This window comes from Pseudacidovorax sp. 1753, from assembly GCF_040544975.1.
Taxonomy (GTDB): Bacteria; Pseudomonadota; Gammaproteobacteria; order Burkholderiales; family Burkholderiaceae_C; genus Xenophilus.
Genome location: NZ_JBEPKY010000004.1, coordinates 45,343 through 66,464 on the forward strand (window position 1 = coordinate 45,343; position 21,122 = coordinate 66,464).

At 71.0% G+C, this 21,122-nt stretch carries 16 protein-coding genes; 1 reads left to right on the forward strand and 15 read right to left on the reverse strand.

The features are described from left to right. Nucleotides 1-2: 2 nt before the first annotated feature. From hutG to ABIC63_RS06060, 13 genes are all read right to left on the reverse strand, one after another. The gene (gene hutG / locus ABIC63_RS06000) at nucleotides 3-827 is read right to left on the reverse strand and encodes an N-formylglutamate deformylase (RefSeq protein ID WP_354319060.1); all 825 of its coding nucleotides are present in this window, start codon (nucleotides 825-827) and stop codon (nucleotides 3-5) included. A 117-nt stretch (nucleotides 828-944) separates the two neighbouring features. Beyond that, entirely contained in the window at nucleotides 945-2,414 is a 1,470-nt protein-coding gene (locus ABIC63_RS06005) for a formimidoylglutamate deiminase (protein WP_354319061.1), read from the reverse strand. Continuing rightward, nucleotides 2,411-3,580, reverse strand: coding sequence for an imidazolonepropionase (gene hutI, locus ABIC63_RS06010; RefSeq protein WP_502935854.1), 1,170 nt, complete (start codon nucleotides 3,578-3,580; stop codon nucleotides 2,411-2,413). Before hutI ends, ABIC63_RS06005 begins: the two co-directional genes overlap by 4 nt. Before the next feature lie 174 nt (nucleotides 3,581-3,754). Next, nucleotides 3,755-4,330, reverse strand: coding sequence for a HutD/Ves family protein (locus ABIC63_RS06015; RefSeq protein WP_354319063.1), 576 nt, complete (start codon nucleotides 4,328-4,330; stop codon nucleotides 3,755-3,757). A gap of 28 nt (nucleotides 4,331-4,358) precedes the next feature. Continuing rightward, nucleotides 4,359-5,027: an amino acid ABC transporter permease gene (locus tag ABIC63_RS06020; protein WP_294366338.1), complete on the reverse strand. Its 669-nt coding sequence runs from the start codon at nucleotides 5,025-5,027 to the stop codon at nucleotides 4,359-4,361. Between the two features lie 26 nt (nucleotides 5,028-5,053). Continuing rightward, on the reverse strand, nucleotides 5,054-5,803 hold the full coding sequence (locus tag ABIC63_RS06025) for a transporter substrate-binding domain-containing protein (protein ID WP_294366337.1): 750 nt from the start codon (nucleotides 5,801-5,803) through the stop codon (nucleotides 5,054-5,056). 84 nt (nucleotides 5,804-5,887) lie between these two features. Further along, entirely contained in the window at nucleotides 5,888-6,652 is a 765-nt protein-coding gene (locus tag ABIC63_RS06030) for an IclR family transcriptional regulator (protein ID WP_354319064.1), read from the reverse strand. 117 nt (nucleotides 6,653-6,769) lie between these two features. Beyond that, complete coding sequence (gene hutU / locus ABIC63_RS06035) at nucleotides 6,770-8,497, reverse strand: urocanate hydratase (protein WP_354319065.1); 1,728 nt, start codon at nucleotides 8,495-8,497, stop codon at nucleotides 6,770-6,772. A 31-nt stretch (nucleotides 8,498-8,528) separates the two neighbouring features. After that, nucleotides 8,529-10,076 (reverse strand): histidine ammonia-lyase, encoded by a 1,548-nt coding sequence (gene hutH, locus ABIC63_RS06040; protein WP_354319066.1) that lies wholly within the window; start codon nucleotides 10,074-10,076, stop codon nucleotides 8,529-8,531. A gap of 56 nt (nucleotides 10,077-10,132) precedes the next feature. Further along, nucleotides 10,133-10,924, reverse strand: coding sequence for a histidine utilization transcriptional repressor HutC (hutC, locus tag ABIC63_RS06045; protein WP_294366329.1), 792 nt, complete (start codon nucleotides 10,922-10,924; stop codon nucleotides 10,133-10,135). A 785-nt stretch (nucleotides 10,925-11,709) separates the two neighbouring features. Next, complete coding sequence (locus ABIC63_RS06050) at nucleotides 11,710-12,501, reverse strand: ABC transporter ATP-binding protein (RefSeq protein ID WP_354319067.1); 792 nt, start codon at nucleotides 12,499-12,501, stop codon at nucleotides 11,710-11,712. 8 nt (nucleotides 12,502-12,509) lie between these two features. Then, entirely contained in the window at nucleotides 12,510-13,349 is an 840-nt protein-coding gene (locus ABIC63_RS06055) for an ABC transporter permease (protein ID WP_354319068.1), read from the reverse strand. 110 nt (nucleotides 13,350-13,459) lie between these two features. Continuing rightward, complete coding sequence (locus tag ABIC63_RS06060) at nucleotides 13,460-14,425, reverse strand: ABC transporter substrate-binding protein (protein ID WP_354319069.1); 966 nt, start codon at nucleotides 14,423-14,425, stop codon at nucleotides 13,460-13,462. Nucleotides 14,426-14,916: 491 nt separating this feature from the next. Between ABIC63_RS06060 and recQ the strand changes: the two genes are divergently transcribed. Beyond that, nucleotides 14,917-16,854, forward strand: coding sequence for a DNA helicase RecQ (gene recQ, locus ABIC63_RS06065; RefSeq protein WP_354319070.1), 1,938 nt, complete (start codon nucleotides 14,917-14,919; stop codon nucleotides 16,852-16,854). 164 nt (nucleotides 16,855-17,018) lie between these two features. On the opposite strand, the gene ABIC63_RS06070 is transcribed toward recQ, so the two are convergent. Next, nucleotides 17,019-18,590: a S41 family peptidase gene (locus tag ABIC63_RS06070; RefSeq protein WP_354319071.1), complete on the reverse strand. Its 1,572-nt coding sequence runs from the start codon at nucleotides 18,588-18,590 to the stop codon at nucleotides 17,019-17,021. Between the two features lie 145 nt (nucleotides 18,591-18,735). Further along, on the reverse strand, nucleotides 18,736-21,060 hold the full coding sequence (locus ABIC63_RS06075) for an ATP-binding protein (RefSeq protein WP_354319072.1): 2,325 nt from the start codon (nucleotides 21,058-21,060) through the stop codon (nucleotides 18,736-18,738). Nucleotides 21,061-21,122 lie beyond the last annotated feature (62 nt).

Genomic DNA, 21,122 nt, shown 5'->3' on the forward strand with positions numbered 1-21,122 from the left:
GCTCATGCGCGCGCTCCGTCGGCAAAGGCCAGCATGGCCTCCAGCATGCGGCGCACGGTGGGCTGCACGCGCGCGGCCACGCCGGGGAGGTAGTCGAAGGGAAGCTGTTCCTGCATGTAGCTGCTCTGGGTCATTTCGAGCTGCACCGCATGCACGCCGCGTGCCGGCTGGCCGTGGTGGCGGGTGATGTAGCCCCCGGTGAAACGGCCATTGAGCACGCTGGTGTGCGCCGTGTCGGCGCGGGCGATGGCCAGCAGTTGCGCGGCCAGTTGCGGGTCGCAGGCCGCGCCCTGGGCGGTACCCAGGTTCAGGTCGGGCAGAGTGCCCTCGAAGAAGCGCGGCAGCACGGAGCGGATGGAATGCGCGTCCCACAGCATGGCGATGCCATGGGCGGCGCGGATGCGCTCGAGTTCCTCGGCCAGCTTGGCGTGGTAGGGCACCCAGATCGCCTCGCGGCGGGCGGCGATCTCGGCCTCGGTGGGCTGGTCGGCCGGGTCCGCGTACAGCGGCGTGTCGTCGAAGGTGTCGACGGGGCACAGGCCCGTCACGCTCTGGCCCGGGTACAGGCTGGCGCCGTCCGGCGGCCGGTTCAGGTCGATCACATAGCGCGAATGCGTCGCCACCAGGACCGAAGCGCCGAGTTCGTCGGCGAAGTCGTAAAGGCGCTCCAGGTGCCAGTCGGTGTCGGGCACCTGGCGGGCCTCATCGGTCAGGCGCGCCGCCAACGCGGGCGGCACATGCGTGCCGACGTGCGGCATGGAGATCAGCAGCGGCCGCGTGCCCTGGCGGAAGCGGAAGGGGGGTTCGGTGGTGGTGAAGGCGGTCATGGCAGAAGCGAGTGTGAAGGCGGCCGTGCGCCCGCGCTGGCGCGGGGGCACGGCACCGAAAAGGAAAGGGGTTCGGGCGCGCTCATGGGCCGAGCTCCGGTGCGGCAGAGCCGGCGCTCAGGCCCCACCGGCCAGCAGTTCGCGCCGGGCCTGGACGAACGCCCGCTGGGCCTCGGCGCGCAGCGGATGGCGGCCGGCATCGACCGTCTTGCGGCCGGCCACGTACGCCTGCGCGAGCGGGCGCTGGCGGGCGGCGGCGAAGACATGGGCCGACAGCATCTGCGGCGCCTCCAGCCCGGCCAGCACCGGATGGGCCGCGTCGAGCACGAGCATGTCCGCCTGCTGGCCCACGGCCAGGCCACCGAGCGCGCGGCCCGACGCCTGTGCGCCGCCGCCCACGCCCGACAGCCATAGGGCGGTGGCCACATCGGGCTGCGCCGCGGTGGCGGCCACGTTGCGCTGGCGGCGCAGCAGGCGCTGGCCGTACTCCAGCATCAGCAGCTCCTCCGCCGCATCGACGCAGGCATGGCTGTCGGAGCCGATGCCCCAGGCGCCGCCGCCGGGCCGCCTGCCGGCGCCGGAGGCCGTCGAGGACGCACCCTGCCGGGCAGCGGGGTCCGGTTCTCCGTCGCCGCCACCGGCGGTCCACCGCGGCAGGTCGAACAGGCCGTCGCCCAGGTTGGCCTCGGTGGTGGGGCACAGGCCCGCCACCGCGCCGGTGGCGGCGGCGCGACGGTATTCGTCGGCGTCCATGTGCGTGGCATGCACCAGGCACCAGCGGGCATCGACCGGCGCATGGTCCAGAAGCCAGGCGACGGGGCGCTGGCCGCTCCAGGCGACGCAGTCCTCCACCTCCTTGGTCTGCTCGGCGATGTGGATGTGGATGGGCGCGGTCGCGTCCTGCGCGGCCAGGCCGGCCAGCGCGTCGCGCAGCGCCTCGGGCGGCACGGCGCGCAGCGAATGCGGCGCCAGGCCCAGGCGCGCGCCCTGGGCTTCACAAGCCGGACGCAGCGTTTCGAGCAGCCGCAGCATCGACGCGGTGCTGCGGATGAACCGGCGCTGGCCTTCGGCCGGCGCGGCGCCGCCGAAGCCGCTGGTCTGGTAGAGCACCGGCAGCAGCGTCAGGCCGATGCCCGCACGCTCGGCGGCGCGCAGCAGGGCGCGGGCCAGCTCGGCATCGTCGGCGTAGGGATGGCCGTCGGTGTCGTGGTGCACGTAGTGGAACTCGCACACCGCCGTGTAGCCGGCCTCCAGCATGTCGACGTAGAGGCCGAAGGCGATGGCTTCCAGCTGCGAAGGGCTCAGCCGCAGCGCGAAGCGGTACATGAGGCTGCGCCAGCTCCAGAAGCTGTCCTGCGCCTCGGCGCGGTACTCGGTCAGGCCCGCCATGCCGCGCTGGAAGGCATGCGAATGCAGGTTGGGCATGCCGGGCAACAGCGGGCCTTCGGCACGCGGCATGCCGGGCTCGGCGGAGGCGCCGGGCTGGACGGCGGTGAGGCGGCCGGCGGCGTCCCAGTCCAGGCGCACGTCGCGCGCCCAGCCGCCAGGCAGCAGGGCGTGATCGGCGAAGAGGCTCCCGGCGCTCAAAGCGCGCCCTCCGCGATCCTGCCCTGGCGGATGACGCAACGCACGGGCCGCTGGCCGAACCAGTAGGCCAGCTCGGCGGCCTCCTGCACGTTCCACAGCACGAAGTCGGCGGCGCGGCCGACGGCCAGTTCGCCATGCGTGGCCGAAATGCCCAGCGCCCGCGCGGCATGGGTGGTGACGCCCGCCAGCGCCTCGGGCACCGTCAGGCGGAACAGGGTGCAGGCCATGTTCATCATCAGGAGCAGGCTCAGGCAGGGCGAGGTGCCCGGGTTGTGGTCGGTAGAGACGGCCATGGGCACGCCGGCCGCGCGCAGGCCGGCGATGGGCGGCAGCTGCGTGTCGCGCAGCGTGTAGTAGGCGCCGGGCAGCAGCACGGCCACGGTGCCGGCCTGCGCCATGGCCGCGATGCCGGCGGGCGACAGGTGCTCGATGTGGTCGCAGGAGAGGGCGCCGTAGCGTGCCGCCAGGGACGCGCCGCCCATATCGCTGAGCTGCTCAGCATGCAGCTTGACCGGCAGGCCCAGCGCCTTTGCGGCCTGGAACACGCGCTCGGTCTCTTCGAGCGAGAAGGCGATGCGCTCGCAGAACACGTCCACCGCGTCCACCAGGCCTTCGGCATGCAGCGCGGGCAGCATCTCGCGGCAGACGAGGTCGATGTAGTCGCTGCTGCGGCCCGCGTATTCGGGCGGCAGCGCGTGGGCGCCGAGGAAGGTGGTGCGCACCGTCACGCCATGGGCGGCGGCCAGGCGGCGGGCCACGCGCAGCTGCTTGCGCTCGTGCTCCAAGGCGAGGCCGTAGCCGGACTTGATCTCGATGGCGCACACGCCCTCGGCCAGCAACGACGCAAGGCGGGCGCTGGCGGATTCGAACAGCGCGTCCTCGCTGGCCTCACGCGTGGCCCGCACCGTGGAGACGATGCCGCCACCGGCGCGCGCCACCTCTTCGTAGCTGGCGCCGGCCAGGCGCATGGCGAATTCGTTGGCCCGCTGGCCGCCGTAGACCAGGTGCGTGTGGCAGTCGATGAGGCCGGGCGTGATGAGCGCGCCGCAGCCGTCGTGGCGGGGCAGGGCGTCCGCGCCGGACGGCAGCGCATGGGGCGCGCCCAGCCAGGCGATGCGGCCGTCGGCCACGGTCAGCGCCAGCGGCTGGCCGTCGCTGCCGCGCATGCCGGTCCACAGGCCGTCGGCGCTGGGGCATTGGGAGAAGGGCAGGGCGGTCACCGGAAATCTCCGCAGGGGATGGACAAGGATGGCGATGACCGGCCGGGTCGGCCGCCGTCCTGTAGGACGTGGTCGGCGAGCGGGGCGGTGGCGTTCACGGCGGGTCGGGGCTTCGGGCGCTCAGTCTGGCAACAGACGCACGGTGATCAGACGGGCGTCGCCGCCGTCGTCCTGCGGCACCGCCTCTGCGGGCCCGATCGCATCGGCCCACCACAGGCCCTGGCAGGGCGCCAGCGGCGCGGCAGCGCCGGTGCGCCAGGTGCCCGAGACGGCCAGCAGCAGCCCGTGCGGCGAGCCGGCCAGGCGCACGGCCTGCGCATGCACCGCGACTTCGGCACGGACGCGGCCGCGCCGCGTCATCACGTTGAAGTCGGTCGACGCCCCGCCCAGCCGGGTGCAGCGGAGGGCCGCCTCGCCCGCAAAGGCGAAGGGCTGCAGCGGCACATCGAGCCGGTGGTCGAGGCCCTCGCCCTGCAGTTGCACGCCGTCGCCGGCCAGCAGCAGGATCTGCCGGTCCACGCCCGCGAAGGCGGAGAAGGGCCCGTCGGACTCGATGCTGGCCACCGAGCAGCGCCAGCCGAAGTCCTCCAGCCCGGCGCCGGGCGGCCAGCAGGCGATCTCGCGCGTGCGGCCGCCGCCGTTCTTCCAGGGCGTCGCCGGGAGCCGGTCGAGGTCGAAGCGGTGCAGGGTCTTCATGGCGATGTCTCCGTGGGCGGGTGTCACTTCAATGCACCAGGCCGCCTTGACGCAGCCGGCGTTCGAAGTGGCGCAGCACCAGCGTCACCGTGCCGGTGAGGGCGAAGTACACGGCCGCGATGGCCAGGTACACCTCCAGCGAGCGGTAGGACACGCTGATGATCTTCTGGCCCTCGTGCATCACGTCGTGGATGGTCAGCAGCGAGACCAGGGCCGAGTTCTTGATGAGCGCGATGAACTCGTTGCCCAGCGGCGGGATCATGCGCACCACCGCCTGCGGCAGGATGATGTGGCGCATGGCCTGGCCCGGCGTCATGCCCAGGGACTGGGCGGCCATGGTCTGGCCGCGGTCGATGGACTGGATGGCACCGCGCACGATCTCCGACACATAGGCGCCGCTGTACACGCCCAGGCCCAGCACGCCGCACAGGAAGGCCGGCAACAGCAGCCCGAAATGCGGCAGCCCGAAGAACAGGATGAACAGCTGCACCAGCAGCGGCGTGCCGCGGATCACGGCCACATAGGCGGTGCACACGCTGTAGAGCCAGCGGCGCTGCGGCCGCAGCCGGCCGATGCCCACCGCCAGGCCCAGCACGCAGCCCAGCAGCAGCGCGCAGGCGGTGATCTCCACCGTCACCAACGTGCCGCGCAGCAGGTCGGGCCATCCGGCCCAGACCGGCGAGAAGTCCAGATCCATCATTGCGTCCTGGGGTCAGCCGTGCATTACTTCGACGCAGGGAACCACTTCTGGACGATGGCGGCATAAGAGCCATCGGCCTTCATCCTGGCGAGCGCGTCGTTCACGGCCTTCGTGAGCTCGGGCGTGTCCTTGCGGATGGCCATGCCGTATTCCTCGGTGGTCAGCTGCTCGGGCATCACCTTCAGGCCCGGCCGGGTGCGCACGTACTGGTAGGCGGCGGGCTTGCCGGTGACGGCGGCGTCGGTGCGGCCGACTTCCACCAGGTTGAACATCTCCTGGTTCTTCTCGACCTCGAGCAGCTGGGCCTGCGGGTACTTCTCCTTGAGGAAGCTCACCGACTTGGTGCCCACCTGCACACTCACCTTGCGGCCGGCCAGGTCGGCGGGCGACCTGACGGTGGTGTTGTCGGCCTTGGTCATCACCACCAGGCCGCCGGCGTAGTAGGGCACGGTGAAGTCGACCACCTTGCGGCGCTCGTCGGTGATGTAGATGGCCGAGACGGCCATGTCGGCGCGGCGCGAGACCAGGGCCGGGATCAGGCCCTTGAAGTCGATGTCGATCCACTCGACGGGCCGGCCCAGCTGCTTGCCGATGGCCTCGACCATCTCGGTGTCGAAGCCGGTGCGCTTGCCGTTCTCGATGTATTCCATCGGCGGGAAGGTGGCATCGGTGGCCACGCGCAGCGGCTCGGCGGCATGGGCGGCGGTGCCGGCCAGGGCGAGGGTGCCGACGAGGGCGAGCAGCAGGCGGCGGGGCAGGGGGCGGGACATCATGGGATCACTCCGGGAACGTTGGAAGGGAGAAGAACGGAAGGCGCAAGAAAGAAGGGAGCGGGCTGGCTGGCGGTGCGGTCCCGCTCAATGCAGCAGCAGCCGCCGCGAGATGCGGGCGCCCGCCACCACGGTCATCTGCACGAGCGCGGCCTCCTGGTGCCGTGCACGCAGGATCGGGGCCATCAGCGTCAGCACGCCGGCCGCCTGGTGCGAGGCGCCCATCAGCGGCACGCTGCAGCCCCAGACGCCGTCGTCCACTTCGCCGGCGCTCAGGGCATGACCGGTCTGGCGGATGGTGTCCAGCGCGGCTTCGGCCGCGGCGCGTTCGGCGGTGCCGGCGCCGTACTGCGCGTCGAGCACGGCGGCCCGCGCGGAGGGCGCCAGGTGGGCCAGCAGGCACTTGGCCGAGGCGCCCGCGCGCAGCGGCACGCTGCGGCCCTTCTCGAAGGAGCAGCGCAGCGACTGGTGGCTCTCGACCATGTCCAGGCAGATGGCCTGGTCGTTGACGGCGACGATGAGGCCCACGCTTTCGTGGGACTGGTGGGCCAGCTCTTCCATGGTGGGCCGGGCCTGGCGCATGAGCTCGGACGCCAGGTCGAAGCCCAGCGCCATCTGCAGGCTGAGCGGCCCGGGCGCGTAGCTGCCTTCGCGCTCGATCACGAAGCCCCAGCGGCGCAGCCGCGCCAACTGCCGATAGAGGGTGCTGCGCGTCAGGCCGGTGTGGGCGATCAGCTCCGCCGCGGTGAGCGGCCGGCCCTGCCGCGCCAGCACGGCCAGCACCTGCAGCACGCGGTCGGCGGCAGGGACGGCGGCAGCAGCAGCAGCAACGGGGGGCGCAGGCGAGGCCATGCGTCCAGTATCAAAAAAAGCCATCGCGATGTGCACCACCCGGTCCCACGCGGTGGGACTGGGTGGCGGTTTTTGTGGCGCCTTCTTTCTTCCCGCGCGCTGGAGCGCGCGAGCCGCTCAGCGCACCATCGGCAGGTTGAGCCCGAATTTCTTCGCGGTGGCCACCGCCAGCTCGTAGCCGGCGTCCGCATGGCGCATCACGCCCGAGGCGCAGTCGTTGACCAGCACGCGGGCCAGGCGGCGCTCGGCGGCTTCGGTGCCGTCGCACACGATCACCATGCCGGCATGCTGCGAATAGCCCATGCCGACACCGCCGCCATGATGCAGGCTGACCCAGGTGGCGCCGCCCGCGGTGTTGAGCAGCGCGTTGAGCAGCGGCCAGTCGCTCACCGCATCGGTGCCGTCCTTCATGCCTTCGGTCTCGCGGTTGGGGCTGGCCACCGAGCCGGTGTCCAAGTGGTCGCGGCCGATGACGATGGGGGCCTTGAGCTCGCCCTTTCGCACCATCTCGTTGAAGGCCAGGCCGGCGATGTGGCGCTCGCCCAGGCCCAGCCAGCAGATGCGCGCGGGCAGGCCCTGGAAGGCGATGCGCTCGCGCGCCATGTCCAGCCAGCGGTGGGTGTGCCTGTTGTCGGGGAAGAGCTCCTTGATCTTGGCGTCGGTCCTGTAGATGTCCTCCGGGTCGCCCGACAGCGCCACCCAGCGGAAGGGGCCCTTGCCCTCGCAGAACAGCGGGCGGATGTAGGCGGGCACGAAGCCGGGGAAGTCGAAGGCGTTCTTCACGCCCTGGTCGAAGGCGACCTGGCGGATGTTGTTGCCGTAGTCCACCGTCGGGATGCCCATGGCCTGGAAGTCCAGCATGGCTTGCACATGCACGGCACAGCCTTCGGCGGCGGCCTGCTTGAGCTGCGCATGCTGCGCCGGGTCCTGCGACGCGGCACGCCACTGCGGCACGCTCCAGCCCACCGGCAGGTAGCCGTTGATCAGGTCGTGGGCCGAGGTCTGGTCGGTGACCAGGTCGGGCTTGGGGCCGCACGCCTTCGCGCGCCGCACCAGCTCGGGCAGCACCTCGGCCGCATTGCCGAGCAGGGCGATGGAGACGGCCTCCTTCTTCGCGGTGTGGTGCGCGATCAGAGCCAAGGCGTCGTCGATGTCCTTCGCCTGCTTGTCCACGTAGCGGGTGCGCAGGCGGAAGTCGATGCTGCTCTGCTGGCATTCGACGGTCAGCGAGCAGGCGCCCGCCAGCGTGGCCGCCAGCGGCTGTGCGCCGCCCATGCCGCCCAGGCCCGCGGTGAGGATCCATCGACCCGACAGGTCATTGCCATAGTGCTGCCGCCCGGCCTCGACGAAGGTCTCGAAGGTGCCCTGCACAATGCCCTGGCTGCCGATGTAGATCCAGCTGCCCGCGGTCATCTGGCCGTACATGAAGAGGCCCTTGCGGTCCAGTTCGTGGAAGTGCTCCCAGTGGCCCCACTTGGGCACCAGGTTGGAGTTGGCGATGAGCACGCGCGGCGCGTCCGCATGGGTCTTGAACACGCCCACCGGCTTGCCGGACTGCACCAGCAGCGTCTCGTCCTCGCCCAGCTCCTTGAGTGAGTCGAGGATGGCGTCGAAGCATTCCCAGTTGCGCGCGGCGCGGCCGATGCCACCGTAGACCACCAGGGCTTGCGGGTTCTCGGCCACCTCGGGGTCGAGGTTGTTCTGCAGCATGCGGAAGGGGGCTTCGATCAGCCAGTTCCTGCACGACAGGTCGGTGCCGCGCGGGGCGCGCACGATGCGGCTGGGGTCCACCCGCGGATCGGCGAGGGCGGCGGCGGGGGCGATGAAGTTCTCGGGGGCGTTCATGGCGTTGCTCCTTGAAGGGTCGGCGTTCGGTTCAGGCGGCATGGCTGGGCAGCAGGCCGGTCAGCTCGGCGGGCAGTTCGGCGGCCAGCGCCCAGACGCGCATGGCCTCGATGTCGGGCGCCAGGTAGCGGTCGCGCTCGACGAAGGCGACCTGGCGGCGGATGCGGGCGATCTCGGCTTCGATGGCGACCGAGCTGCGTGGCGTGGTGTCGTTGCGTTTCAGTTCGATCCCTTGCGCGGCAGCCATGGCCTCGATACCGATCACCACCGCAGTGTTGTTGACCATCTCGCCCAACCGGCGCGCCGCGAAGGTCGCCATGGACACATGGTCCTCCTGGTTGGCCGAGGTGGGCAGGCTGTCCACACTGGCGGGATGGGCGAGCGACTTGTTCTCCGAGGCCAGGGCCGCGGCCGTGACCTGCGCAATCATGAAGCCGGAGTTGAGGCCGCCATCGCGCACCAGGAAGGGCGGCAGGCCCGAGAGGCCCGAGTCCAGCAGCAGCGCGATGCGGCGCTCGGCGATGGCGCCGATCTCGGCCACGGCCAGCGCGATGATGTCGGCCGCGAAGGCGACCGGCTCTGCATGGAAGTTGCCGCCGGAGATGACCTCGCCGGTGTCGCAGAAGACCAGCGGATTGTCGGAGGCGGCATTGGCCTCGGTCACCAGCACGCGGGCGGCATGCGTCAGGTTGTCCAGGCAGGCGCCCATGACCTGCGGGATGCAGCGGATGGAATACGGGTCCTGCACCCGGCCGCAGTCGGCATGGCTGGGAATGATGTCGCTGCCCTCCAGCAGCGTGCGCACGGCGGCGGCCACGGCGATCTGTCCCGGCTGGCCGCGCGCGGCATGGATGCGGGCATCGAAGGGCTTGATCGAGCCCTGGATGGCCTCCAGCGACAGCGCGCCCGACATCAGGGCCGAGGCGAACACGTTCTCCGCGCCGAAGAGCCCCGCCAGCGCCAGTGCCGTCGAGACCTGCGTGCCGTTGAGCAGCGCCAGCCCCTCCTTGGGGCCGAGCACGAAGGGTTCGAGCCCGATGCTGCGCATGGCTTGCGCACCGCCGACGACGCGGCCGTCCAAGAGACGCGCCTGGCCTTCGCCGATGAGCACGCAGGCCAGGTGCGCCAGCGGCGCCAGGTCGCCCGAGGCGCCGACCGAGCCCTTGGCCGGGATCAGCGGCGTGACGCCGGCATTGAACAGGGCCAGCAGCGCGTCGACCAGCGCCGGCCGCACGCCGGAATGCCCGCGCGCCAGGCTCACGGCCTTGGTGGCGATCACCAGCCGCACGACCTCGGCCGCCAGCGGCTCGCCGGTCCCCACGCTGTGCGACAGCACCAGGTTGCGCTGCAGCTCGGCCAGGTGACCGTGGTCGATCATCGTGCTGGCCAGCTTGCCGAAGCCGGTGTTGATGCCGTAGACCACGTCGTCGTGGTCCACGATGCGCTGCACGGCGTCCTGCGCGGCCTGCATGCCTGAGCGCACGCCTTCGTCCAGCGCGAGCGTCAGGCCGCCCTGGTGGATGCGGCGCAGGCTGGCCAGGTCGACCTGGCCGGGATGGAGGGTCAGCAGGGTGGTCATGGCAAGTTGTCTATACAGGTTGTGACGTGCGAAAGCGAAGCGGGAGCGCGGGGCCGTCAGCCCCAGCCGGGATTGCCGTCGGCGCGGAAGCGACTGCCCAGCCGGTAGCGCGAGGCCGGATGCAGGCAGCGCACCAGCGTGATGGGCGTGCCGCGCGACCACGTACGGCGGCTGAGCAGCAGGCAGGGCTCGCCCGCGTCCATGGCCAGGCGCGCGGCCTGCTCGGGCGAGGGCAGCACGGCGTCGACCAGGTGCTCGATCTGGTCGAAGGGCACGTGGCGCACCAGGTATTCGCTGGGCGGCATCAGCGAGAAGTCCTGGTCGAGGAAGGCCGGCACCATGCGCGGGCTGACCCAGCGGTCCTCCAGCTGCACGGGGATGCCGTTCTCCAGATGCAGGCAGAGGCAGTGGAAGAGCGATTCGCCCAGGCGCACGTCCAGCCAGGCGGCGATGTCGGCGGGTGCGGCGATGCGCTCGGCCGCCAGCAGTTCGAAGCCGTAGTCGTGGCCGCGGCCGCGGATCTCGCTGGCGATGTTGGCGATCTGCAGCAGGGTGGACTGCGGCTTGGTCTCGGCGACGAAGCTGCCCACGCCGGCCACGCGCTTGACGCGGCCTTCGTCCACCAGCTCGCGCAGCGCGCGGTTGGCGGTCATGCGCGAGATGCCGAACTGCGCGACCAGCTCGTGTTCCGACGGCAGGCGGTGGCCGGCGGGCCATTCGCCACTCTGGATGCGGCGGACGATGTGTTCCTTGACCTGCTCGTAGAGGGCGAGGGACGGGTTGGGGGAGGGAGCCGCGTTGCGTGGTGCAGCTTCGGCTTGGCGCTTGGTTCTGGAGGCTGTGGTCATGGTCGGCCTCCTGGGTTGCGTGCGGTCTGCGCTTCTGCTTCTAAGCGAGCTTGCGGGTTGATCCGGGCGCATTCGGGCTTGCGCGCCAGAGCAGCCGGCAGCCCGTGGGCAGCGGTGCTTCGGTGGTGCGGTCGTGCACGCCGATCCAGCCGCGGCTGGCTGTTGCTCCCTCTCCCTCTGGGAGAGGGCTGGGGTGAGGGCCTGCGGCGCTGGTGAGTGTCGGGCATCAATGAGGCAAGGGGCGGCCCCTCACCCAACCTCTCCCCAGAGGGGAGAGGAGAGAAAGCCCAAGGCCAGGCCGAAGCCGAAGCCGAAGCCGAAGCCGAAGCCGAAGCCGAAGCCGAAGCCGAAGCCCAGTCAGAAAACCGGGCGTGCGGTTCCCCGGTCCCGATACCGACGCAGCGTCCCCAGCGCGCGGGGCCGGGGCCGGCTGGCGCGGGCGATTTGCGGGGTGGCGAGAAGCGCAGGCCGGGGCGAGGCGCGCCTGCCGAAGGACAGGCGTGCTTCGTGCGCTGACTCGTCGCAGTTGTCTGAGCGGAGCGCGCCAGCGCGCAGCGAGTTCTGCGACGCGAGCCCCGGCCGAGCATCGCAGCGGAGTCGGCGCAGCCGACCACCCCGCCATGAGCCCGCGGCAGCCGGCCCCGGCCCCGCGCGCCGCCCCAGGCACCCGTCAGGACCCCACCCAACCCCATCACAGCATGCGCGCGACGAAGCAGCAGCAGCAGCGCGGCCAGGCTACGCGCGCCGCCCCCGACATCACCCTGACTGCGCCGTACCACCATCGCTCAATGCTCCGCCGCCGCCATCGACTCCGCCCGGATCTCTTCCGTCAACCGCGCCTTCAGTTCCATGAACTCCGGCGTGGTCTTGAGCGTGTAGTGGCGCGGATGCGGCAGGTCCACCGCGATCTCGGTCTTGATGCGGCCCGGCCGGGCGCTGAACACCGCCACCCGGTTGGCCAAGAAGATCGCCTCGTCGATGTCGTGGGTGACGAACAGCACCGTCTTGCGCTCGGCCTCCCAGATGCCCAGCAGCAGCTCCTGCATCAGCACCCGCGTCTGGTTGTCCAGCGCACCGAAGGGCTCGTCCATCAGCAGCATCTTGGGGTCGTTGGCCAGCGCACGCGCGATGGCCGTGCGCTGCTGCATGCCGCCCGACAGCTGCTTGGGATAGTGCCGCTCGAAGCCGCGCAACCCCACCTTGGCGATGAAGTAGGCCGCGCGCTCCTTCTGCTCGGCCTCGGCCATGCCGCGCTCGCGCAGGCCGAAGCGGATGTTCTGCTCGATGTCCAGCCACGGAAAGAGCGTGTAGCTCTGGAACACCATGCCCCGATCCGCGCCCGGCCCCGTCACCGGCCGGCCGTCCAGCAGCACCTGGCCACTGGTGGGAAAGTCCAGCCCCGCCACGATGCGCAGCAGCGTCGACTTGCCGCAGCCCGAGGGTCCGAGGATGGTGACGAAGTCGTTCTCGCGCACGTCGAAGTCCACCGGCAGCAGCGCCTGCGTGGACTGCCCCCGCGCGCCGGTGAAGGTGCGCGAGACGCCGCGGATGGCCAGCTGCACGCCGGCTTCTTGCATGTTGCCGCTCATAGCGAAGCCCAGGCGAACAGCCGACGGTTGACGGCCTTGAACAGGAAGTCCGACACCAGCCCGATCAGGCCGATGACGATGATGCCGAAGATGATCTGCCCGGTGTTCAGCAGCGCCTGGCTGTCAGTGATCATGTGGCCGATGCCCGAGGACGAGCCAATGAGCTCGGCCACGATCACGTAGGTCCAGGCCCAGCCCAGCACCAGGCGCAGCGTCTCGGCGATGCCCGGCGCCGCGCCCGGGATGAGCACCCGCCGCACGATGCCGCCGCCGCCCGCGCCCAGCGTGTAGGCGGCCTCGACCAGGTCCTTGCGGGCGCTGCCCACCGTCACCGCCACCATCAGGATGATCTGGAACACCGAGCCGATGAAGATCACCAGCAGCTTCTGCGCCTCGCCGATGCCCGCCCACAGGATCAAAAGCGGAATGAAGGCCGAGGCCGGCAGGTAGCGGCAAAAAGAGACGAAGGGCTCCAGGAAGGCCTCCACCGGCTTGTAGGCCCCCATCAGGATGCCCAGCGGCACCGCGATGACGGCCGCCAGCAGGAAGCCACCGAACACCCGCCACACCGTCATGCCGATGTCGCCGATGAAGCCGTACTCGGTGAACAGCAGCACCGCCTCCTTCACCATCGTGACCGGGCTGGCCAGGAAGGTGGGCGACACGTAGCCGCCCAGCGTGAAGAAGGCCCACACCGCCACGAAGAGCACGAAGAAGGCCACGCCCAGCAGCCAGCGCGTGCGTGGCGACACGGGCTCCAGCGGCACCATGCCGCGCGCTCGGCGGCGCGGTGAGGGCGGCGTGTTCACTGCCATATCGACAACAGAGGAAGTCATGAAGATTCCGTAGCGAGCGGGTTGAGGTCGGCTCGAGCACCGCAGCCGCACTCTCGTGCGGCGAGGAGCGCAGGCCCGAGATCAGCCCGCGCAGTAGGAAGATTCGTGGCTTACTTGATGAAGGACGCGTCGTAGGTCGCCTTGAGGTCCTCGGGCGCCTTGCGGATCACGCCGGCCTCCAGCAGGATCGGCACCGACTCCTTCATGAACTGCTCCAGCTCGCCGGAGAAGAACTTCTGGTTGGCGGCCTTGTCCTGCCAGCGCAGGTACTTGGACGAATTGGCGAAGGCCTCGCCGGTCTGCTTGACGGCGGAACCCATGATCTCGTTGGCCTTGGCGGGCTCGGCCTTGATCATCTCCAGCGCCTCGAAGTACGACGCGGTGAGCGCCTGCGCCGCCTTGGCGTTGGTCTTGAGCCAGGTGGGGGCGCAGCCCACGGTGTCCATCACCATCGGGTAGTCCAGCGTGGTCGCGAGGATCTTGCCGGACTGCGGTGCGTTGCGCACCGTCGACAGGTAGGGCTCGTAGGTCATGGCGGCGTCGTTCTGGCCGGCCACGAAGGCCTGGGCGGCGGCCTGCGGCGCCAGCGTCACGGTCTTCACGTCCTTCAAGGTCATGCCGTTCTTGCTCAGCATCCAGGCCAGGCCGAAGTAGGGCGCGGTGCCGGGCGCATCGACGCCGATGGTCTTGCCCTTGAGGTCGGCGAAGGACTTGATGTCGCCCCGCACCGCGATGCCGTCGGCACCGTAGGACTTGTCCATCTGGAAGATCTGCACGATGGGCACGCCATTGGCGTTCCAGGCCACATGCGTCTCCACGGTGGTGGCGGCGCACTGGATGGCGCCGGAGGCCAGGGCGAGGTGGCGGTCTTTCTGCGGGATCATCTTGATCTCCACGTCCAGGCCGTTCTTCTTGAAGATGCCGGCCTTGTCGGCCAGCGTGAGCGGGGCGAAGCCCGTCCAGCCGGACATGCCGAGCGCGATCTTCGTCTCCTGCGCGGCGGCGGGGCCTGCGGCGCAGGCGAGGGCGGCGGCCGCGGCCACCAGCGATGCGATCTTGAAGACGGTCTTGGCCATGCGGCCCTCCTGTGGTGTGAATGGCGGAACAACAACGAACATCGGTGCGGGCGACCTCGCCAGCCGGGAGCGGGCGCAGTCTGAGGCGACCTGCCACACCTGTATATACAGGACAACCCGCAGCGCCACCTGATCGAGAGCAGGAGCAGCGCAGGAGGAAAGTCCCGCTTCGGTGCATCGGGCGAAGGCGCGCACCAAAATGTTGTCTATACAGGCAGCGGCGGGTGCCAGCGCCATCCGGATTGCAGGAGGCGTGCCAGGGCTGTGAGGCCGTGTGCAAACGGCTTCCACAGGCTCAGCCCGAACGGTCGATGGTTCACGCAGCCCGAAGGCCCGTCGGGTCGTGGACTCACCGATCCGCATCGGGGCCACGGCCGGCCTGAGACAATGCCCACCCGGCGCGCGGGAGGCGCGCCGCTCGCGTCCGCCACCGGAGGCATCCCCCCGTTTTCCAGCCGCCAGCCCGCCCGCCGCCACCGCCCGCCCCGACCGTGTCTTCCACCCACTCCATCGACTCCGGCAGCGCCGCGCCCCTGGCCATCCTGCGCGAGGTCTTCGGCTACGAGGCCTTCCGCGGCCCGCAGGCGGCCATCGTCGACCAGGTGACGGCCGGCGGCGACGCCCTGGTGCTGATGCCCACCGGCGGCGGCAAGTCGCTGTGCTACCAGATCCCGGCCATCGCCCGCGCCCGTGCCGGCCAGGGCGTGAGCATCGTGGTCTCGCCGCTGATCGCGCTGATGCACGACCAGGTCGGCGCCCTGCACGAGGCCGGCGTGAGCGCCGCCTTCCTCAACTCGACGCTGGACTGGCAGGAGGCGCTGGACGTGGAGCGCCGCACCGCCCGCGCCGAACTCACGCTGCTCTACGCCGCGCCCGAGCGCGTCAACACGCCGCGCTTCCTGGAGCTGCTGGATGGCCTGGCCGCGCGCGGCAAGCTGGCCCTATTCGCCATCGACGAGGCGCATTGCGTGAGCCAGTGGGGCCACGACTTCCGGCCCGAGTACCGCGCGCTGGCCGTGCTGCACGAGCGCTACCCGGCCGTGCCGCGCATCGCGCTCACCGCCACGGCCGATGCGCTCACCCGCGCCGACATCGTCGAGCGGCTGCAATTGCAGGACGCGCGCCAGTTCGTCAGCAGCTTCGACCGGCCCAACATCCGCTACGCCATCGTCGAGAAGAAGGACGCCAGCACGCAGCTGCTGCGCTTCATCGAGCGCGAGCACGAGGGCGAGGCCGGCGTCGTCTACTGCCAGTCGCGCAAGCGCGTGGAGGAGGTGGCGCAGATGCTGGCCGATGCCGGCATCAACGCGCTGCCCTACCACGCCGGCCTGGACGCCGCCGTGCGCCAGCGCCACCAGGACCGCTTCCTGCGCGAGGAGGGCGTCGTGATGGTGGCCACCATCGCCTTCGGCATGGGCATCGACAAGCCCGACGTGCGCTTCGTCGCCCACCTGGACCTGCCCAAGAACATCGAGGGCTACTACCAGGAGACCGGCCGCGCCGGCCGCGACGGCCTGCCCGCCGATGCCTGGATGGCCTATGGCCTGCAGGACGTGGTCAACCAGCGCCGCATGATCGACGAGAGCCCGGCGGCCGAGGAATTCAAGCAGGTCATGCGCGGCAAGCTCGACGCCCTGCTGGCCCTGGCTGAGGCCACCGACTGCCGCCGCGTGCGGCTGCTGGCCTACTTCGACGAGACCTACGGCATGCCGCCCGATGCGCCCGAGGGCGAGGAGCGCGTGCCGCTCATGCACTGCGGCAGCTGCGACAACTGCCTGTCGCCGCCCGCCGTGTGGGACGGCACGGATGCCGCGCGCAAGCTGCTGTCCACCATCTACCGGGTGCAGCAGCAAAGCGGCATCGGCTTCGGCGCCGGCCACATCATGGACATCCTGCGCGGCAAGACCACCGACAAGGTCAAGCAGTTCTTCCATGAACGGGTGAGCACCTTCGGCATCGGCGCCGAGTACAGCGAGACGCAGCTGCGCGGCGTGCTGCGCCAGCTGATCGCCATCGGCGCGGTGGAGGTGGACGCGGAGAAGTTCAACACCCTGCGCCTCACCGACGGCTCGCGCGCGGTGCTGCGCGGCGAGGTGCCGGTGCGGCTGCGCGAGTCGGTGTCGCAGCCGGCCCCGCGCCGCAGCCGGCGCGAGCGCACGGGCGGCACCAGCGCCGCGGCACCGGCGGCGGCGGCGGCGCTCGACACCGCGGGACAGGCCCGCTTTGCGGCCCTCAAGGCCTGGCGCGCCGAGGTGGCCAAGGCCCACAACCTGCCGGCCTACGTCATCTTCCACGACGCCACCCTCGCCGCCATCGCCGAGCGCGCGCCCGGCTCGCTGGAAGACCTGGAAGGCGTCAGCGGCCTCGGCGCGAAGAAGCTGGAGGCCTACGGCGAGGAAGTGGTGCGGGTCATCGCCAGCGTGCGATAAGCGGGCACCCCCCATGCCGCTTCGCGGCTCCCCCCTCCCTCGCGCCTTCGGCTTGGAGGGGGGCGCACCCCCCGGCCCGGCAAAGCCGGTTCCGCGGGTGCACTGGCATGGCCTGCTCCGCGGCCATTCGATCTTGCCGCTGCTTGCAATCGGCGTCTGTTTGTCTAGAACCCGCGGTCCGCCGGCAGCACGATCCGGTTGTCTAGCCACGGCGCGCGCGGCCCCAGCACGGCCTGATCGGCGGGCAGGCCGGTGCCGCTGCCGGCGATGGCCGAGCGCGCGCTGGCCACGAGCGGCGTGGCGGGCGCGGGGCACACGCCGTTCTGGCGCAGGCTCAGCGCCGCGGCCCGGCGCCCTTCCGCCGGGTCGCCCAGCGCATGGCTGAAGTCGTCCGCCACGCTGCAGGTGGGCGCGAAGCCGTCCGCGTAGTCGCCCTGGCCCTTGGCGTTGACGCCCTGGAACTGGATGGCGAAGTATGTGGTGCCGCAGTTGTCCTGCGGATAGAAGCCGTAGGGCTTGCCACAGGTGGCGCCGCCCACCAGCGCCACGTTCACGCCGATGCCGCGCAGGCCGTTGACCACGGACTCGCTGGCCGAGCAGGTATCGCCACCGGCCAGCACCAGCACGCGCGGCAGGTTCAGCCGCGGCAGCGGGCTGCCCGAACGCGGGCCGTACTGCGCCGTCGCATAGAAGGGCACCCGGCTGGCGGCGTCGGACGTGCCGAAGGGGTTCTTGCGGTTGTAGACCAGCCGCTCGAAGGTCTGCCCCGCCGTGCTGCCGGTCGGCGCGATCATGCTGGCCAGCTCCGAGGCGATGCCCAGCAGACCGCCGCCGTTGTAGCGCATGTCCAGCACCACGTCGGCCACGGCGGCATCGCGCAGGCCGGCGATGGCGTCCATCAGCTGCGCCTCGGCCGCCACGCTGTGCTGGTTGAACTGCAGATAACCCACGTTGCCGCTGGCCGTGGCGATGGTCTTCACGTTCATCACGGCGCTGCTGGCGATGTCGGCGGCCGTGAGGCTGAGCGTGACGTCGCCACCGGCCAGGGTGCGCAGGCCCAGCTGGTGCACGTCGCCTGCCTTCTGGGGCGCCAGCCCGGCGTTGAGGCCATCCACGTTGCTGCCGTTGGTCACGTCGATGCCGTCGACGGTGCGCAGGCGCATGCCGCGCGTCACGCCGGCCGCGGCGGCGGGCGAGTTGGGCTCCACGTAGGCCACGCGCACGTCCCGCGGCGGCACGCTGGAGAGGTAGGCGAAGTGGATGCCGTAGCCGACCTCCTGGCCGTTGTTCGACAGGCCCTGGTAGGCGGCGGTGTCGTAGGTGAAGTGGAAGCGGTCCTTGGGCCTGCCGCTGTCGGTGATCGCCGAGGTCTTGAGCACCGCGAAGTAGTCGATGGGCGTCGCATAGTTCGCCGCCGAGAGGGTGGGCACCTCGTCGTACCAGAGGTAGGTGTCATTGATCCAGGAGCGCACCCAGCGCTTCTCGTCGAGCAGGGTCCCGGCCAGGTCGGCGCTGCCGCTGCGGGGCTTGGCGCACCGGCCCGCCACGGAGGCCACGTCGACGATGTCCGGATCGCCGGCCTGGGCGACAGGCGTGGACGCCGGGGCCGCCGGACTGCTGGCGGGCAGGGCCAGCGGCAGCGCGCCGCCACCGCCTCCACCTCCGCCGCCGCCACAGGCACTCAACACGGTCACGATCGCGCCGGCCAGCAGCGCCCCCATCCCTCGTCGCTTCATGGATCGTCCTCGGTGTGAAGGGCACGCGGCCCCGGCGCGCATGCCGGCGCCGATGCTAGCGCCCCTGCACGACAGTTCGCGCGCCCAGGATGTGTGAATGAATCCGGCGGGGCCGGGCGGGCGTGGCGGGCTCGCCCACCCCTTCTCAGTGGACGAAGCCCATGCCCCGGGCCTCGCGCACCTCGGGCTTGAGGCGATGCTCGGCCTCCAGCTGCTCCAGAAACTCCTCGGGCGTGAAGGCCGCCGCCAGGATCTCCACCTGCCGCTTGACCGCGGCGAAGTCGCCGGGGCACAGCTGGTCCAGCCGCGCCAGCCGCGCCGCCGCCTCAGTCGTCAGGGCCTCGGCATCGCCGCCCAGCGCCTCGTTGACGAACATGCGCTCGCGCTGGTCCGCCGTGAGGGGCTTGAAGCGGATCTTGAAGGTGAAGCGCCGCAGCGCCGCCTGGTCGATGCGGTCGAGCAGGTTGGTCGTGCAGACGAAGACGCCCTGGTAGCGCTCCATGCCCTGCAGCATCTCGTTGACCTCGGTGACCTCGTAGGTGCGCTGGGCGCCGCGGCGGTCCTGCAAAAAGGAGTCGGCCTCGTCCAACAGCAGCACAGCCTTTTCGGCCTCGGCCTCGCGGAACATGGCGGCCATCTGCTGCTCGGTCTCGCCGACGTATTTGCTCATCAGGTCGCTGGCCTGCTTGATCATCAGCGGCCGGCCCAGCGCGCGGGCGATGTGCTCGGCCAGCGCCGTCTTGCCGGTGCCGGGCGCGCCGTAGAAGCACAGCGTGCCGTGGCCGCGGGCCTTGAGCGCCTCGACGATGCGCGGGATCTCGAAGCGCGTGTCGACGTTGAGCATGCCCAGGTCCCAGGTCGTCACGGCGAGGCGCTCGGCCGGGGCGCCCGCGCTGCGGCCGAGCGCCTGGTCGGCGTTGCGCAGCTGGCGTTCGATCAGCGCCTCGGCGTCGACGCCGCCTTCGGCCGCCAGGCCGGCGAAACGCACCGCCGTGCGGATCTGCGCCGGCGTGAGCCCGCGCCGCTCGGCCAGACGGCCGGCGAAGGCCTCGGACACCTCGACGCCGGCCAGGGCCTTGCGCACGATCTGCTCGCGCGCCCCGGGCGGTGGCGACTTCAGCTCCAGGTGGTAGGCGAAGCGGCGGCGGAAGGCCGGATCGATCTGCTCGATGCGGTTGGTGACCCACAGCGTGGGCACCGGGTTGGTCTCCAGGATCTGGTTGACCCAGGCCTTGCCGTTGACGCTGCCGCTGGCGGCCGGCGCCGCGATCTGCTCGGCCCGGGCCATGAACTGCGCCGCCTCGGTGCTGATGGGCGGAAACACGTCCTCCACCTCGTCGAACAGCAGCGCCGACTGCGCGCTGCCCTTGAGGAAGACCTGCGCGATCTGCAGCGAGCGGTAGCGGTCGCGGCCCGAGAGGGAGTTGCCGTCGCGGTCGGCGTACTCGACCTCGAACAGCTCCAGCCCCGCGGCCTGCGCCACCACCTTGGCCAGCTCGGTCTTGCCCGTGCCCGGCGGGCCGTAGAGCAGCACATTCACGCCCGGCTCCTTGCGCGCGACGGCGGCACGCAGCAGCGTGATCAGCATGCGGGCCTCGTCGTCGACGAACGCGAAGTCGTCCAGCGTCAATTCGCTCTTGGTGGAGGGCCGCGTGAAGACGGCCATCAGCTCGCTCTGGTCGCGGTACTCGCGCATGAGCACCGGCGGCAGCTTCTCGCTGACCTTCATCAAGTCGGCCAGGTCGGTGATGTTGTGCTCGGAGATGAGGTTCTCGACCAGGCCGATGCGCTCCAGCCGCGAGCCGGCGCGCAGCGCCTCGCCCACCTCGCTGGGGCTCACGCCGGCCACCTCGGCCAGCGCGGCATAGGCCTCGGGCGCGTTGCTGACCTTGAACTCCACCAGCAGCGAGCGCAGGTCGCGCTGGTAGCGCGCCAGCGTGCCGTAGAGCAGCAGCGCGCGCTCGGCCTTGTTCAACTGCAGCAGGCCGGCCAGCGCGTCGATGTTCTTCTCGACCAGCGTGGACTGCTTGCGCAGCGTCTGCGCCAGCCAGTCGCGGGTCAATGCCAGCACCGCCAGCAGGTCCTTGGGCTGGTCCTTGGCGTATTCGTCGAGGTGGAAGAAGAGCGTGCCTTCTTCGTAGGGCCCGCGCCAGTGGCCGTGGCGCTCGAGCAGGGCGCGGTTGTCCAGCGTCTGCACGTCCTTCCAGACCTCGTTGCCCTCGCAGCGCCGCGCCAGGAAGGCCCGCAGCCGCTGCAATACCGACGCGGGCCACACCAGGTGCCGGCCGGTGAGCGAGAGCAGGCCGTTGAGGTCGCGCCGCACGTTGAAGCGCGGGCCCTGCTGCGCAGCGAGCGTGAGCACGAAGTGCGAGCACATGAGCTCCAGCACCGGCGCCTCGCGCAGGCCGGGCGAGGGCAAGGCGGCCCCGCGCTGGGCGGTGCTGGCGTCGAGTCCTGAGCGGCGGGCCATGGCAGGGTTTCCTCGGAGATGGAGCGGCGACCATAGCGCAGTCCGGTGCAATGCGGAAGTGC

Coding starts and splice junctions, on each gene's coding strand:
- ABIC63_RS06055 (WP_354319068.1), bottom strand. CDS start 13,349: ATGACTTCCTCTGTTGTCGATATGGCAGTGAACACGCCGCCCTCACCG.
- ABIC63_RS06015 (WP_354319063.1), bottom strand. CDS start 4,330: ATGAAGACCCTGCACCGCTTCGACCTCGACCGGCTCCCGGCGACGCCC.
- ABIC63_RS06070 (WP_354319071.1), bottom strand. CDS start 18,590: ATGAAGCGACGAGGGATGGGGGCGCTGCTGGCCGGCGCGATCGTGACC.
- ABIC63_RS06025 (WP_294366337.1), bottom strand. CDS start 5,803: ATGATGTCCCGCCCCCTGCCCCGCCGCCTGCTGCTCGCCCTCGTCGGC.
- hutI (WP_502935854.1), bottom strand. CDS start 3,580: ATGCGCGGCAGCGACGGCCAGCCGCTGGCGCTGACCGTGGCCGACGGC.
- ABIC63_RS06020 (WP_294366338.1), bottom strand. CDS start 5,027: ATGGATCTGGACTTCTCGCCGGTCTGGGCCGGATGGCCCGACCTGCTG.
- hutC (WP_294366329.1), bottom strand. CDS start 10,924: ATGACCACAGCCTCCAGAACCAAGCGCCAAGCCGAAGCTGCACCACGC.
- ABIC63_RS06030 (WP_354319064.1), bottom strand. CDS start 6,652: ATGGCCTCGCCTGCGCCCCCCGTTGCTGCTGCTGCTGCCGCCGTCCCT.
- hutG (WP_354319060.1), bottom strand. CDS start 827: ATGACCGCCTTCACCACCACCGAACCCCCCTTCCGCTTCCGCCAGGGC.
- ABIC63_RS06060 (WP_354319069.1), bottom strand. CDS start 14,425: ATGGCCAAGACCGTCTTCAAGATCGCATCGCTGGTGGCCGCGGCCGCC.
- hutU (WP_354319065.1), bottom strand. CDS start 8,497: ATGAACGCCCCCGAGAACTTCATCGCCCCCGCCGCCGCCCTCGCCGAT.
- hutH (WP_354319066.1), bottom strand. CDS start 10,076: ATGACCACCCTGCTGACCCTCCATCCCGGCCAGGTCGACCTGGCCAGC.
- ABIC63_RS06050 (WP_354319067.1), bottom strand. CDS start 12,501: ATGCAAGAAGCCGGCGTGCAGCTGGCCATCCGCGGCGTCTCGCGCACC.
- ABIC63_RS06075 (WP_354319072.1), bottom strand. CDS start 21,060: ATGGCCCGCCGCTCAGGACTCGACGCCAGCACCGCCCAGCGCGGGGCC.